Below are 15,622 nucleotides of genomic sequence, written 5' to 3'. Positions count from 1 at the left end.
GATGAAGTTACTCTGTAAAGTAATTATTGTGGTAAGCCTTTGTGCTCTATCCACGTACTTTTCATGGGCAGGCGTTTCCCAAAATGCCCTTTCTGGTCTGGACATGACCAGAGACTCTTTACGCATAGCGGAGGTAATTGTGAAGGTAGAAGGTGCTTTAAAGGCAGGCACATTATCCGCAGACAGTGCTTCCAGTTTCTTTTACCACTTAGCCAAACAATATCAGGAGGCACATGACTTCCAGCAGGCTCGCACTTATGTCAAAAGGTCCCTGTCGGCATTGAACAACCAGGAAAATGATGAACTTGTGGCTGCTGACCACCTATTACTCGCTGATATGGCGATGGAAGAGGATGATACTGCAATTGCTCTGGAGTTGTTATTTGCTGCGCTGAAGATCTACGAAAACCTGGAAGATTCGGTCAATTATTTGCTTACCCTCCGCAAAGTTGGCGTAAACTATGACTACATCAATGACCATCCTACAGCCCTTCAATATTACGAAGAATGCATTGAGCTGGCTCAGAAATTGGGCAGGCAAGACGTGGTAGGTGCGTGTTATAACACCATTGCAAGCATCTATTGTACGGAGGGAGATGAGAAAAAGGGAATAGAGATGTATGAGAAAGCGGTTCGCATTGCTCAAGAAACAAATGATAAGGTGCTCCTTCACAAACTGTATCACAATATGGCTCTTACCTATAAAGACCTGGAGGTGTTTGGTGAGGCCATGGGATACCTGAAAAAGTCGCTGGTGATAGCCGGTGAGTTAGAAGACCCCAAGTGGTTTGGATTTAGCTATCAGGCCATGGGGCACTATTACTATGCCTTTGGGAAGTACGATTCTGCGGAGTATTTTATGAAGCAAGCACTGGCCATCGCGGAGGAGATTAATAACACGCAGATTCGTGTGAATGCCTGGGATGTGCTGGAGCAGGTATATAGCAAGACGGGGCGTTATAAGGAGGCATATGATGTTTTCAAGCTCATTAAGGCAGAAGATGATTCCATCTTCAATTTGCAGAATACCCAGTTGATAGAATCCATCAAAGCCAAATACCAGGCCGAAAAGCACGATCGGGAGTTGGCCGAGAAGAATCTCCAGTTGCAGGAGGCGGGTTACAACATGGACAGGCAGCAGAATATGCAGACCGCCCTGGTAGTGGTGGTGGCCATGCTGGTCATTATTTCATTTCTCATCTATAGAGGTTACATGCTTCGAAAAAGGGCCAATGATCTGCTTCGTCTGAAAAACAGTGAAATAGAATCACACATGGCACAGGTGGAGAACCTCAACCAGACGAAAAGCCGGTGGTTTGTGAATGTCGCCCACGAGCTGAGGACACCGCTAACATTGATTAAGGGCCCCGTGAACCGGGTCATTGCAGAGTACGACCTGCCGGATGAGGTCCGGGAGGACCTGATGATGGTAGAAAAGAATGCCAACAGCCTGGCCAATCTGGTGAATGAAATTCTCGACCTTTCCCGACTGGAGGAAGGGGAGGTGAGCCTGAATGAAAGCGTTTTCAGCCTGTGTGAACAGGTTTCCACGATTGTAAATTCCTTTGCTTCAAGGGCTGAGCAGCTGGGAGTGGCACTCAATAATCGGTGCCCCGAAGATGCCTACATCAAAGCTGACAAGGAGAAGCTCAATAAGCTGATGGTCAATTTGATTAGCAATGCGCTCAAGTTTACCCCCAATGGTGGTGCTGTGGAGGTGTTGGTGCAAATGAATAAAGGATTGGAAATTTTAGTGAAGGACACTGGGTCGGGAATCAGTCCACGGGATTTGCCCTATGTTTTTGATCGGTTTTTTCAGTCTACGGATCCTGAGCATCAGATGCAAGGGGGGACGGGTATAGGTCTGGCACTTTCTAAGGAAATAGCCGAGATGCACGGAGGGGAGTTAAAAGTGAGTAGCGAGTTGGGTGTGGGCAGTGTGTTTACCTTGTCCCTTCCAGCTCACATGATCGTCACGAAAGCAGAAGCGGAAGTGAATTTGAATGAAGAAGAGGTTCAGACTGAGGTGACAGAGGTCCTATTGTCTCTCGATAATCGCCCGAGTCTGCTACTGGTAGAGGACAACAAGGATATGAGCAGTTATGTGGCTTCCCTCCTGGTGCCTCATTTTGAAGTAGTGGAGGTGGCTAGTGCGGAAGAAGGCCTGGAGGTACTGAGGACTCAAAACATTCGCTTCATAGTATCCGATGTGATGATGTCGGGAATGGACGGTTTCTCTTTTCTTCGTGCGGTCAAGGCCGATCCACTCTGGAGGCACCTGCCTTTTATACACTTGTCAGCCCTGGCAGATGACAACCTGCGCAAGGAAGCATTGCGAATCGGGATTGATGACTTTCTTACCAAGCCATTTGATCCGGAGGAGTTGATCATCCGGGTGAAAAATCTTTATGACAATTTTCTCAGTAGGATCTCCATCAATATACAGTCAGATGAGGACTCCTATGATGAGCGCATCATGAAACGTTTGAAGAAGGAAGTACTAACGAATATTGAAGATGCCAACTTCAATGTGCTTCGCCTGGCCGATGGTGCAGCTATGAGTGAGCGTCAGCTTTATCGCTACCTGAAAGGCGCCACGGGACTTACACCCCTTCAGTTTATTCAGGAAATCAAGCTTACCAAGGCCATAGAGCTGGCTCGAAAGAAAGTGTATTCCAGCACCAATGAGTTGGCGTCCGCTGTGGGCTTCAGGCAGGCTTCCTACTTTTCTACCCTTTTTGAGCGGAGGTACGGCAAAAAGCCGAGCGCTTTTCTTAAGTCGTGACTCTGAGCCGATCGGATACGGCCTTGCGATAGGTACGGCTAATCGGAATTTTCACTTCTCCAATCAGGAGTTCCTCTTTTCCAAATTCAGAAATCTGCAGTTGATTGACGAGGAAGGATCGGTGCGTGCGGATAAATCGCTCTGGTAGCTGATCATGAAGTTCACTGATTTTCTCTTTGGTAATGACCACTTCACCGGTTGTATGAATTTTCACATAATCGGCCAGGCTTTCGATGTAAAGGATTTCATCCAGTGCGAGTGCCCGATTTTTGCGATCTACCCGAACGATGATTTGCTCCCTTTCATTTTTCTTTTTGGTATGCTCCATCTTGGCCAGCAGGTGTTCATTGCGCTGATATCTCCTGATCAGGAGTATGAAGGCATTGAGGAAAACGATAAAGTACAGTGTGGAAGTGAGCAGAAATAAATTGGTAGAGTAAGGATTGAGGTTGGCATAAGTATAATTGGCCAGCACTATCAGTGCGATGGTCAGTACGATCATCTCCAGATAGATCGAAAAGATGAGGGTATAGGCAAAGTATAACCCAAAGAGGACGTATCTTCTGGTGAGGAGGTAGGAGGGCACCAGAAAGTAATTGAAAAAATAAGAGGTGGCCAGTGCCACAGGCAACAGGAAGGTGACGAAGTAAAAGGCTTCAATGAAGTCACCGTTGGCCTGTCCAAAAGTGATCACCAAAAAGAGGGAAACGGTGCTCCAAAAGATGAGGTGTTGGATGATTCGCATACTTTCAATTTGGCTCCAAATTCGTCAATTTTGATGAAGGAAGCACTTTTTGTCGATGAAATACCGGTTTCGACATGGATTCTGCATTGGATGAACGTGGAGCATGAACCTAGCTTTGAACCATGATTTTGTTTCATCTAAACACGAAAAATTATGTTTGAATTATTTATGATGGGAGGTCCACTTTTTATGGGGATCATCACGGTTATTTTCATCGCAGCCCTGGTGGTGTCGGTGAGGTCAGCATTGTTCATCTTCGGAGGAGCGTCGGTAGCGTCAGATCAGCTCTTCAGGCAGCTGGGTTATATCAAGTCCATTGGGCTCTTTGCACTGGTGATGGGTGTGCTGGGGCAGATGATCGGGCTGTATAGTGCCTTTGCAGCACTGGAGCAAATGGAGGGAGGCGTATCTCCACAGTTGTTGGCTGGAGGGCTGAAGGTATCTTCTATTACCACCTTGTGGGGATTGCTGAGTTATGGGATCACTTTACTTATTTATCTGATCTTATCGGCTGTAGCCAGGTCCAAACAGTCTTGATAGAAATAACCCCCCGGGTGGTTCAGACCACCCGGGGGTTATATTGAGCTTATTCTTAATTATCTGAAAGTTTGACACTTTCATAACCCACAGACCTGAGTATCACCTCGCTGGCAGGGTTGATTAGTTTCAGTCGGAAAGAGCCATCTCTGTCGGAGACTGTACCGGAGGTAGTATTCTTCTCCACAATATTTACTCCTGCAAGGGGCTGGCCATTGGGAGCATAGACCGTCCCAGTCCAGACTCCTTCCTGAAGGTTGGCATTGATTTTCATTCGATCATTAACATTTTCCACTTCATTGATGATAATAGTACCCTTCGACTTTCCGCCGTTGGCTACCCCTTCATTATTGAGCTTGAAGATCAGCGGCAGTACCATACGCACCCGTACTTTTTTGCCACGTTGCTCTCCTGGGATCCACCCGGAAGTATTGGTCATCACTCGCTCAGCTTCGGCATCACATCCGCCTCCAATTCCTTTCAGTGTAGTGACTTCCGAGATGGTGCCATCCGGTTCCACAATGAACTGCACATACACCCGCCCTTCTATTCCGGCTTTCCGAGCTTCCAGCGGGTACTTCATCTCTTGCCCAAGGTATTGATAAAAGGCATCCATACCGCCAGGGTAGCGAGGTTGGCTTTCTACCATGGTAAAGACCTCACCGTCCATCTTTGATTTCTCTGCTACATAGTCAAAGTTGGTACCATCTTTCATCATGGCTATGTAGATGGTATTATTGGTTTTATCAATATTCATAGAGTGGATAAGCTCTTCATCAATATCCTGAAGTCCGGCTATATCAGACAGATTGTCTCCTTCTTTTGCTTCCAGTTTGATAAAGGCCAGTTGCTCCTTCATTGGCTCAAGATCCGCCTTCATATTGTCTGGGAGTTGATCAAAGGAGATGGCATTGCTCTGCTCACCCATTTTTTTGATTTCTCCATCCAATTGTTCATTACAGGCAAAGGCGATAGCGAGAATGGCGCATAAGGCCGTGAGTGCGCCCACTTTCCAGGGCTTGAGTTGTGTTACTTTACGTTTCATTGCTTTGAGTCGTTTTAAGATTAAACCATCATGGAACGAGCTGGCCAGGCTCAAACCATTGGATTTTAGAATAGAACTGATCAGTATAGATGAGTACTGGTCCATGCTGTATAATTTCAGTGCATAGGCATCGGCCTGGTACTCATGTATTTTCTTAATTTCTTTTTGAATCCACCAGGCACTGGGCAACCACCAGAAGCAAGCCCTGAAGAGCTGAAGGAACAGAATGTCATAGCTATGCCCCAGTCTGGCGTGTGCAGACTCGTGGTTGAGCATGGGGGTAAATTCTTCCTGATCGGATGAAATGGTATGATCCATAAAGATCCGATTGAAAAAGGTAAAACTCCCCTGAATGTTGGATGCCCGATAGACCGGAATTCCATCTACCACCTGATACTCGCTGTGTCGCTCCAGGCGCACGAGGTAGATGATTCCTCTAGCGATTTGCACCAAAAACCAGATACTAATCAGTGCATAGAACCATATGGCGAAGGAAAAGTCGTAGCTGGAAGTGGATTGAACAGTGATCATTGCCGGGTTAAGCAGATAGGTGACCACTTCTGCAGACGGTGAACCTTGCTGAGGAGCAAAAAGGGCAAGAATAGACGGAAAGTGCAGGAGTGGGACAATCATGGAGAGGAGGGTGGAGCCGAGCAGATAGGCCCGGAGCTTGCTGTAATCAGATTCCTCCCGCAGAAAGATGAGATAGCCCACCGTGAGGATGCTATGAATGATAAATAATTCGATGAGGTAGTTGATCATGAGGATTTCTTTTTGAGTTGATCAAGGAGTTGTTCGAGTTCATTCACACTCAGATTCTCCTCCTGAGTGAAGAACGAAACCATTTGCTTATAAGAACCACTAAAATATTTCTTCACAAAGCCCTTCATGAAAGTCTTAGTATAGGTCTCTTTGGTAATGAGAGGTGAGTATTTATGCGATTTACCGTGCGCCTCATGGCCAACGAAGCCTTTCTGCTGCAAAATTCGCACGATGGTGGAAACCGTGTTATAAGCAGGCTTTGGTTCTGGAAGATGCTCAATGATCTCTTTGACAAAGGCGGATTCCAGTTGCCACAGCACCTGCATGATTTCCTCTTCGGCTCGGGTAAGCTCTTTGATGGGTTCCTTCATAATTCTTCAAACTAAGATTATAGTTCAAAACTATATTTTTAGTTTGAAGAAAGCAATATGTTTCAACTAATATTTTAGTTAAAACTTCTTTTTAAGCTTTAAAGACCTCTGAACTTACTTTTTTGAGAATAGAATTGAATTGATACGGCTCCTCCAGACTGGCATAGTGGCCGCATTTGTTGATTTCGAAAATCTTGGTGATTCCTTGCAGTCCACGGATGTAGTTGACATTCACCGTAGGATCCTGCACACCCTGTATGACATAGACTGGCCTGGAGTCACTGGCGATGATGGCTACTTCGTCATGTAGGCTACCTTCCACCATGGCTCCGTTGTAAAAAGTCGAACGGAACGAGGGATCCGTCTGTATGAAGTCATCACGGAGCAGCTCGCGACCCGCCGGTCCATAGGTGGCTACCGCCATGGTCTCGTCCAACTCATCATCTGTATAGTCTGCTTTGAAGTAGGTGTTGAGTGCTTCGCACGGTAGGAAGGCCTCTTCTGCATTGATTGGTTTTTTGAGGGGTGGAGTCCCGAAAATGACCAGACCTTTACATTGTGGAAGCTCTGGTAGTATTTCTATGGCCAAATGACCACCAAGAGAATTACCAATGAGGAGAAAAGGTTCAGTGACTTTTTCGATGATGAAATCGATCACCATTGTTCTGAGTGTATCGATAGCATAGGACTGGGGATTTTTTGGAGAGCCTCCATGTCCGGGCAAATCCATCCTAATTAAGGTATGATCAATACTTGACGAGAAGGTCTCATTAAACACCTTGGATGAGCTCGAGTTGCCATGGAGGAAGACCATTGTTCCTTTTCTGGTTCCCTTTTTAAGTTCAAAATGTAAATTCATCTACAGAAATTTTTGCCCTAACCGAGTTAATTTAATAAATTCAATGTAAACCCCGAAACTCCAGTATACCCGTGTCTAAACTGAGATCGGATGGCCTATTCCACTGAAACTGAGTCTTTTCATTATAACCAGCTACAGGTACAGCAGTTGCAAAATCTGTATGTCGCTGATAGGAACCGCTTTTTGGAAGTGATTGATTTCTTTCCCCTCATGGTATCCAGTAATGATGTAGATGGCTGGAGTTTCCGAATGGTGAATCAGTCTTTTGCTGAGTATTTCGAGAGGGACAAGCAGTTTTTACTAGAGGTAGACAATGCGTACTCCACTAAACTGGTACATCCTGAAAGCCTTGCGTACATCTCACAATTCTTAAAAAATCATCCGTATGAGTCGTCAAAATCTCAGGTGATTACTTATTATCAAAATGTGAGGAAATCCCGGGATCGGGAATACGCCTGGTTTTTGACCTATAAAAAGTTTCTGGATAAAGACCATTACTTCAGCCTGTACCACACGCTCACAGAGTTGGGCCGGACCGGACGTATCCTGCGCGATTTTTTGGGAGAGGTGCCGGTTTCCATCACCAATTACCTTCGTTACCAGAGTTTGACGAATCGTGAAAAGGAGGTGCTGAAGCATGTGGCCCGGGGCACTACCAACCAGGAAATAGCGGAGAAACTGGTGATATCCAAAGATACGATCCGTACGCATCGGAATTCCATCTGGAAAAAATTGGGAATCAAACGCGTACAGGATTGCCTCATCTACGACATGTTCTTTGGAGAGTGATTGCTTTTCCATTTCTCAGATCAATCATTACTAAATCTCTCATTAAGCCACTTTTTGTAAGCCTTGGCTAAATTCTTCTTCTTAAAATACGCTCTTGAGCGTATTGATTCAAAGGTTCTATAGGGTCACCTTTGAAAGAGCCTTAGATGACCTTATGTATTTACCGATTTATAGGTATTGATCTGGTTATGAGGCTGTTGTAATTTTATTAACATGTTGAGGATGAATATGTGATTCACTCCGACCAACTGTGTGTCCAAACCAACCGCCTTATGAAACTACTTATCTACATTCTGAAAATGACCATAATCTCCATTGCTCTACTGAGTATTAGAGAGGCGAAATCGCAAACCAACACCAGTGATTCCCTGGCCCTGGTGGTACTTTATAACAGTACCAATGGCCCCAGCTGGACCAATAGTAATAACTGGCTGGCTGGCTCTGTGGACACCTGGCACGGAGTGACTGTCAGTGGAGGAAGGGTGGTATCTCTTGATCTTTCAGACGATGGTACTCTTTCTTATAATGGTAATAATCTGACGGGTACGATACCTGAAGATGTTGGAAACTTATCAGAACTTACCTTTTTGAGTATGGCCGGAAACGCTCTGACCGGCACCCTTCCAACCACGCTGGGTAACCTTACTAGCGTTCAATACATGTACCTGAGTACGAATAGCCTGTCAGGGAGTATCCCCCCTGAATTAGGGAATATGACTAGTTTAACAGCATTGACGCTCTTCGATAATCAGCTCACTGGTTCCGTCCCGGCCGAATTGGCTGATGCGACGGCATTGGATCTGCTTTACATTGGCGACAATAGCCTCTCCGGAGCACTGCCATCAGCGCTTGGGAATCTAGACATGATCAAATTTGATGTGCGCAACAACCTGCTGTCAGGAACCATCCCTTCATCTTTTTCGAATTGGATCAATGTAGAGGAATTTGGACTGTTTGGAAATGATTTTGAAGGGCCGATACCCTCCGGTATTGGGGCAAGCCTGATTTTTTTCGACATTAGCAATAACGCTTTTAGTGAGCTCCCGACCATTACAGCATCCTCAGCGACTACTTTTAATGTATCCAACAACCACTTTACGTTCGAGGACCTGGAGCCTAATGAGTCAGTCATTACTTTAAATACCGGACAAAAGGCCTTTGGTAATGAACAGTTCCTTTATACTGATATAGGCGCAGATACCTTACTGAGCCCACCACTTCCAGGAGTTGGAACCAGTGATTCTTACTACTGGGAAAGGGATGGTGTGGTGATTTCTGGAGCGACAGAGTCTACTCTTACTTTGACCAATCTGCAAGCATCCGATGGTGGCGAATACGTGTTATATGTTACCAATAGTCAGTTTCCGGGACTTACACTCAATAGTGAGCCGCTGAACTTGTGGGTGGGCCCATTGGGTGATAGTTGTGAAGGTGCCATTGAGGCCACATTGGGTACCAATACTACTGCTTCAGCCCCACGATGGTTTTTCTATTCACCTTCTGTCTCCTACGAAAAAGTGCTGATTTCTTCTCTCGGTTCGGGAGAGGATACATATCTGAGGATATACTCGGCCTGTGGTGGAGACCTCCTGGCAGAGCATGATGACATAGACTACCCCACGTATCCCGAATCAGAAGCTGAGCTCATTCTTTACGATAATGATACTATCTGGATAGAATGGGTGGATCAATATTCTTCCAATGGATTTGACTGGACAATTACTGCCGGAACGTTTTCAACAACCAATGTGAGTGATTCCCTGGCTCTGGTAGCTTTTTATAATGCCACGGATGGTACTAACTGGTTCAATAATAGCAATTGGTTATTAGGGCCGGTGGAGACCTGGTTTGGGGTACAAACAGCCTCCGGGAGAGTTACTGAGTTACAATTGTCCGGAAACAATCTGGGTGGAAGTCTTCCTGATGAGATTGGTGATTTAGACCAATTGCAACGTCTCAACTTAAATATTAATGGCATTACCGGGGCGGTACCAGAGAGCATTGGTAATCTTATCAATCTTGAAGTGCTTGGATTAACCAATCCCATAAGCTCGTTGCCAGAGTCCTTAGGAGAACTAAACAGCTTATGGGGGTTTAACATGGCGAACTCTCTGGTGACAACCATACCTGATGGACTATGGAGCCTGCCCAATCTCTATGATGTGAGGCTGGTAGGTAATGCCCAATTGGAAGTTACACTTCCTGATACACTCGGGAAAAATGATGCCCTTGACTTTTTCTGGTTAGATGGTTCGTCCCTGTCTGGGTCACTGCCTTGCGGTGCTGATAATACCAGCCTTCGGGTATTGAGGATCCAAAATATGCAAATGGCCGCTGATTTTCCCATAGGGATTACCCAAATTCCTAGTTTGCAGGAATTGAGTCTGGCGGGAAATGGGCTCACCGGATTGATACCAGAGGAGCTGGGAGGTCTTACCGGGCTCCTTCATTTAGATCTGGGTTCGAATCAATTTTTTGGCCCAATCCCCTTGGCGCTAACGGAACTTACCAGCCTCAACTACCTCAGTCTCTTTAGCAATCAGTTATCAGGTGGTATTCCCCCCGAACTGGGTTGGATGGTTTCCCTAACTGATCTAATATTATCTCATAATCCTTTAGGGGGAACAATCCCTCCAGAATTGGGGAACTTAACCAACCTGACCTTTTTGGGACTCAGAGCAGATGAGCTCACTGGTACCATTCCGCCTGAATTATCAGCCCTCACCAACCTGAATGTTTTCAGTGTCCGGATTAACCAATTGGAAGGAGATGTACCCTCAGAATTGGCTAACCTCACGCTGCTTGATGAGATTCACATTGAAAGCAATTTGTTTACAGGGTTACCTGATTTGTCAGCTCTCAGTCCTTCTGTTTTTACGGTTGCCAATAACTTCTTCACCTTTGAGGATTTGGCACCCAATATAGGTACCATGACCTCCTATTCTCCCCAGCAGTTGGAAGTACCGGCTTATGATACCATATTGGCAGCTGACTCAGAATTGATCATTTACTACCCCATTGCCGGGGTAGGTAACACCTATCAATGGATTAAAAATGGTGAGCCCATAGAAGGTGCGGTGGCTGATAGCCTGGTTTTGACAAATGTATCTGGTTCAGACAATGGAATTTACATCCTGGAAGCCAGGAATGAGAGCGTACCGAATCTTACCCTAACTACCGATCCCTTCTACGTGACCATTGAAGGTACCGGAAACGAATTGACTGAAGGCCCCGAATGGTCATATGCTTATGCCTTTGGGGAAACGGGGGCCAGAAGTAATACCGCGGGAATGGAAGTAGATGCAGCGGAAAACCTGCTGGTCTATGGAAGCTCTGAAGGAACCACTGATTTTTTTGGTCAATCAATAGAAGGCACCGGAGCTTTCTTAGCCAAGTTGGATGCCAATTATAACATCCTGTGGCTTACCCACCTGGCAGGCGCGAGTGCAGGAGCGGGTATTGGTGATAAGTTTGTGCATGATAAGTTATCAGGTGCAAATTATGTCATAGGGCAGCGCGGATTGGATGAGCTGGTTATTCAGGATTCGGTGATTACCTCTTCCGTTGGATCATATAATTATTTTATTGCCAAGCTCTCCGCTTCGGGCAGTTTTTTGTGGATCGAGGAGTTTCCCGCACAAATTACCCTGGATGACCTGACCATTCTGCCAGATGGGGTGCTATTATCAGGAATATATCCGGCTGGTTCCCTCGTTGTGAACGGAGAGACCATGATTAATCAAGGTTCAGAAGATTGCTTTATGATCAAGTATGATGCAGATGGAAACAGGGTGTTTGTGCGTACCGTGGGAGGATCAGATATAGAATACCTCTGTATTACTGCTGCGGATCAGGAAGGAAATATCTACCTGGCCTCTGAGGCTACTTCTCAGGGGGTTACCATGGAGGACGGGTCACAGTTTCCCATGGCGGATGGTGACGGGAATGTATTGGTGGTGAAATATGACCATAACGGCACACGTATCTGGCAGGATTCTTACTCTGGAAGTTCGACTACAGATTATTCCAGCTGGCCTACGTCACTTACGATAGACCCCTTTGGTAACCCCGTGCTCAAAGGCTGGTTTGGGAAGAAGCATGGCTTTGGCACCGATACACTTCAGAGTCCTTTCAATTACAACAAATTTCTGCTACAGCTTTCTCCTGAGGGCACCGTCAATTGGGCAAAGGGAATAATGGAGCAGCAGTATGGTTTTGGGTATAATGAAATGGAAACAGATGCAGAGGGAAACATCTATGTCATCTCCGATCAGCGTGGCGATTTGTACATAGAGAACGCGAAGTATCCGTTGATAGGGAATCAGGACGTATACATCATGAAGTATACCCAGGATGGAGAGGTGGACTGGATCAAAAATGCTACGACAACCACCGGGTCGTCTTCTTTGGGTGTTTTGGCTGTGGTGGAGGAAGATAACCTTTATCTGGGAGGATCATTTTCAGACCCTGCCTTTACGCTGGATGACTATACACTCTCTTCTTCAGGGATTTCTCATGGCTACATAGCATCCATTGGAGCAGCAAGTTTGATACCTGACTCCATCACTTTGGTGGCTATCTATGACGCTACAGGGGGTTCCGACTGGCTGAATAATGACAATTGGCTTTCGGGATCTGTAGATACGTGGTATGGAGTAGAGGTTCAAAATAACAAGGTGATAGGCCTTAATCTGACTGGTAATCAACTGAATGGAGTGATACCTGCCGAAATTGGTCAGTTAGTAAATCTGAAATCTGTAAACCTTGCCAATAACCAGCTGAGCAATGTGGATGATAGCATCACTACTTTACCGAACCTCAAGGCGCTTGACCTCTCGGGTAATGATTTGGTGAAATTACCAGCTGGTCTGGAGAGCATGTTATTGGATTCATTAGCCGTCAGTCATAACCAACTGGATTTTGGAGCGCTTGAGGCACTCAGCGGGGTGCTTTATGAGTGGTCATATGCGCCACAGGATTCTGTCGGAGTGAGGTTGGATACTGTAGTGAGTGTTGGGGAGGATCTGATTTTGATAGCAGATGGAGGTGGAACGGCGGACAGTTACACCTGGAAAAAGGATGGCGATATTTTGGTGGATCAGGTCATGGATTCCCTCAAATTGTTGAATCTGACTATTGGTGATCGGGGTGTGTATGCCTATGAGGTTACTAACTTATTGCTTCCGGACCTCACGTTGTATGGCAGGGAGGTTCAGCTGGAGGTGTCTTCGCTGGAGGATGATTCTTTGGCCTTACTGCAGATATATGATGCCCTGGATGGCGCCAATTGGACGAGATTGAACAATTGGCGATCAGGGGCACCTATAGCGGATTGGGTGGATGTCACCGTGAAAGACTCGCGTGTCATTGCGGTAGATCTCTCTGAAAATAATTTATCGGGTGATTTTCCTGAAATATCCAGCGGTCTGGTAGGACTGGATACCCTTGATATCAGCGGCAACCGCGTTATTTCTCTACCCGATCTTTCCGGTCTTGCTTCCCTTCGTGAGTTAGACGCCTCTCACAATCGGCTCGGATTTGCTTCGCTAGAACTTAACCAGGGCCTGAGTAGCTTGCTTTATACTCCACAGGACAGCATCGGCATACGGGTCGATACACTAGGACAGCAGGGCAGTGAGTATCTCCTGACCAGAGAGATTTCAGGATCTGCCAATAGCTACACCTGGTTTAAGGAGTCACTTTCAGATGGTGGAATTACCGAGCTGGAAAACACTGGTCCCACACTGACAATCAACGTGAATGGCTTTGGTGATGAAGGAGCTTACTATGCAGAGGTGACCAGTTCGATCGTGACAGATATAACACTTGTGACTGAGCCAATTATTTTCAAAGTGTCTTCTCTGGAAAGGGATTCTACGGCTCTGGCTAATATGTACGCAAGCATGAATGGGGCGAGCTGGGCAGGAGAGGCCGCTAATTGGCCCAATGAATCGACAATTCACGACTGGTTTGGAGTGATCATAGAAAATGAACGGGTCACCGGACTGGAACTTCCCGAGAAGGGATTGACAGGCGCCTTAGGTAGGGATATTCTGGATGTAGCGGGCCTGGTTTCAGTGGATTTGAAGGACAATAGGATTACTGCTTTGCCTGATTTCTCGGCCCTGAAAAACCTTACTTCCCTGGATGTCACGGGCAACCACCTGGAATTTGATGACCTGGAGAAAAATATGGACGTATCGGGGATCGTATATGATTCCCAAAGACCCATAGGGAGCTCCGCGCAGGAGATCATTCCGCAGGGGAGTGATTACGAGGTGATGATCGCTGTAGGCGGGACGGCCAATAGTTACGAATGGACACTAACCAATCACCTGGGAGCCCATCCGGTAGAGGATGCCACAGGCACATTGCAAGTAAGTGGGATCACCTATGAGACCATGGGTGAATATTACCTGGAAGTCACCAGTAGCTTGGTGCCGAATCTCACTTTGACGAGCGGAGTGTATCAAATACTGGCCAGTGCTGACCTCACTTTCAACGCACTCGACCTCAATGGGAATCCTTTTGTGGAAGGAACCGGTTATGCGCTGCGGGTCAACGCTCCCGGAATTCCTTATGATACCTTGGGAATCGTGAGTGGAGCAGAAGCGGGATTCGTGTTTGATGATCTGCTTCTGGGCGACTACCTGATCTCTGTGGAGCCGGAAGATCTGGAAGAGTTTCTTCCTACTTATTACCCCGGCACGGATTTGTGGGTGGAGGCACAGGTATTCAAGTTGAGAAATGACAGCACTGAGGTACTCAAAATGGGCCAAATTCCACCGGAGCTGCCTCCATTGCCAGAGGGAGGTGTGGTGACAGGAGATGTGGGTACCACCCTGGGAGATGAAGAAGAAGGAGGACGAGTGGAGGCCCGAAGGAAGGTTAAGCGGGCGGGTTGTTCCCTTCGCCGGTTCGTGAGGAGCGGCCGAATAGATCAGGATGGCACCTTCGTGTTGATCGCTTATGTGCAGTCCGATGATGAGGGCAGGTTTACCTTTACCGATCTGGAGAGTGGTTTGTATCGATTCAACGTGGAGTACCCGGGTATACCGATGGATCCGAATTCCTTCGTGGAGTTTGAAATAGGTGCAGATGGGATGGAGAGAAACACCTTTGTATTGGAGGCTACAATCACTGAGAATGGGATCGTAGTGAAAAGAACGAATGTTCTCGGTTTTCGCAGAAAATACTTCAAAGACCTGGAAGTATACCCCAATCCTGTGGAGGACATGCTGACCATTAACTATCGGAACCTTGTATCGCCGAATGTGGCGGCCAGGCTCATGGATATGAATGGTAACCTGATCGAAGAATTAACCCTGAAGAATGGGTCTGAGCACAGCGTTGAGCTTCAAATGAACCAGCTCCCTGCAGGTGTGTATCTCCTCAACTTTGTAGACAGGAGCTCCAATAAAGGCCATATTGTGTCTTACAGGATTATTAAACAGTAGGTGTAGCTTGTCATCTAGGGCAGCTATTGACGAATTTTCACCGTCGTAGCGCAGCAGCCGGCTCCCAGGGAGCCGGTTTTTTTTCTGAAAGTCTTCAGTCACCCTAGTGGAGCAGTAACAAACACAGCACTCTCTTTCTAAGAGAAAAATTTTTTCTACGTGCTCTGAGGCAACAACCGTTGGTGCTTTGCGTCTGCTATCAGTTTTATTTTCGGGGTACCTGATGGTCCACCAAAAAAAGACGACCTTTTAACTTGGAGACGCCGATATCT

General features: G+C 46.5%; 8 protein-coding genes. 4 read left to right on the top strand and 4 right to left on the bottom strand.

All coding sequences use genetic code 11. The features are described from left to right. Position 1: 1 nt before the first annotated feature. Entirely contained in the window at positions 2 to 2,785 is a 2,784-nt protein-coding gene (locus GV030_RS17810; protein WP_159584714.1) for an ATP-binding protein, read from the top strand. Here GV030_RS17810 and GV030_RS17805 read toward each other — a convergent pair. After that, complete coding sequence (locus tag GV030_RS17805; protein ID WP_159584713.1) at positions 2,775 to 3,530, bottom strand: LytTR family DNA-binding domain-containing protein; 756 nt, start codon at positions 3,528 to 3,530, stop codon at positions 2,775 to 2,777. The genes GV030_RS17810 and GV030_RS17805 overlap by 11 nt on opposite strands. Before the next feature lie 153 nt (positions 3,531 to 3,683). Between GV030_RS17805 and GV030_RS17800 the strand changes: the two genes are divergently transcribed. Then, positions 3,684 to 4,067 (top strand): MotA/TolQ/ExbB proton channel family protein, encoded by a 384-nt coding sequence (locus tag GV030_RS17800; protein ID WP_159584712.1) that lies wholly within the window; start codon positions 3,684 to 3,686, stop codon positions 4,065 to 4,067. Positions 4,068 to 4,122: 55 nt separating this feature from the next. Here the strand turns inward: GV030_RS17800 and GV030_RS17795 are convergent, their stop codons facing one another. From GV030_RS17795 to GV030_RS17785, 3 genes are all read right to left on the bottom strand, one after another. Further along, positions 4,123 to 5,874: a TonB family protein gene (locus tag GV030_RS17795; protein ID WP_159584711.1), complete on the bottom strand. Its 1,752-nt coding sequence runs from the start codon at positions 5,872 to 5,874 to the stop codon at positions 4,123 to 4,125. After that, positions 5,871 to 6,233, bottom strand: coding sequence for a BlaI/MecI/CopY family transcriptional regulator (locus GV030_RS17790; protein ID WP_159585242.1), 363 nt, complete (start codon positions 6,231 to 6,233; stop codon positions 5,871 to 5,873). Before GV030_RS17790 ends, GV030_RS17795 begins: the two co-directional genes overlap by 4 nt. Positions 6,234 to 6,336: 103 nt before the next feature. Then, positions 6,337 to 7,104 (bottom strand): alpha/beta fold hydrolase, encoded by a 768-nt coding sequence (locus GV030_RS17785; RefSeq protein ID WP_159584710.1) that lies wholly within the window; start codon positions 7,102 to 7,104, stop codon positions 6,337 to 6,339. Between the two features lie 90 nt (positions 7,105 to 7,194). Between GV030_RS17785 and GV030_RS17780 the strand changes: the two genes are divergently transcribed. Together GV030_RS17780 and GV030_RS17775 are read left to right on the top strand one after the other, a co-directional pair. Beyond that, entirely contained in the window at positions 7,195 to 7,893 is a 699-nt protein-coding gene (locus GV030_RS17780; RefSeq protein ID WP_255465539.1) for a response regulator transcription factor, read from the top strand. Positions 7,894 to 8,165: 272 nt separating this feature from the next. After that, the gene (locus tag GV030_RS17775) at positions 8,166 to 15,350 is read left to right on the top strand and encodes a T9SS type A sorting domain-containing protein (protein WP_159584709.1); all 7,185 of its coding nucleotides are present in this window, start codon (positions 8,166 to 8,168) and stop codon (positions 15,348 to 15,350) included. The last annotated feature ends 272 nt before the right edge of the window (positions 15,351 to 15,622 follow it).

The sequence above is a fragment of the Marinoscillum sp. 108 genome, from assembly GCF_902506655.1.
In the GTDB taxonomy this organism is placed as follows: Bacteria; Bacteroidota; Bacteroidia; order Cytophagales; family Cyclobacteriaceae; genus Marinoscillum; species Marinoscillum luteum.
This window is presented reverse-complemented; position numbering and strand designations above follow the sequence as displayed.

Excerpts from the sequence above, each read along its gene's own strand:
- GV030_RS17810 (WP_159584714.1), top strand. The coding sequence starts at position 2 with ATGAAGTTACTCTGTAAAGTAATTATTGTGGTAAGCCTTTGTGCTCTA.
- GV030_RS17795 (WP_159584711.1), bottom strand. The coding sequence starts at position 5,874 with ATGATCAACTACCTCATCGAATTATTTATCATTCATAGCATCCTCACG.
- GV030_RS17805 (WP_159584713.1), bottom strand. The coding sequence starts at position 3,530 with ATGCGAATCATCCAACACCTCATCTTTTGGAGCACCGTTTCCCTCTTT.
- GV030_RS17800 (WP_159584712.1), top strand. The coding sequence starts at position 3,684 with ATGTTTGAATTATTTATGATGGGAGGTCCACTTTTTATGGGGATCATC.
- GV030_RS17780 (WP_255465539.1), top strand. The coding sequence starts at position 7,195 with ATGGCCTATTCCACTGAAACTGAGTCTTTTCATTATAACCAGCTACAG.
- GV030_RS17775 (WP_159584709.1), top strand. The coding sequence starts at position 8,166 with ATGAAACTACTTATCTACATTCTGAAAATGACCATAATCTCCATTGCT.
- GV030_RS17785 (WP_159584710.1), bottom strand. The coding sequence starts at position 7,104 with ATGAATTTACATTTTGAACTTAAAAAGGGAACCAGAAAAGGAACAATG.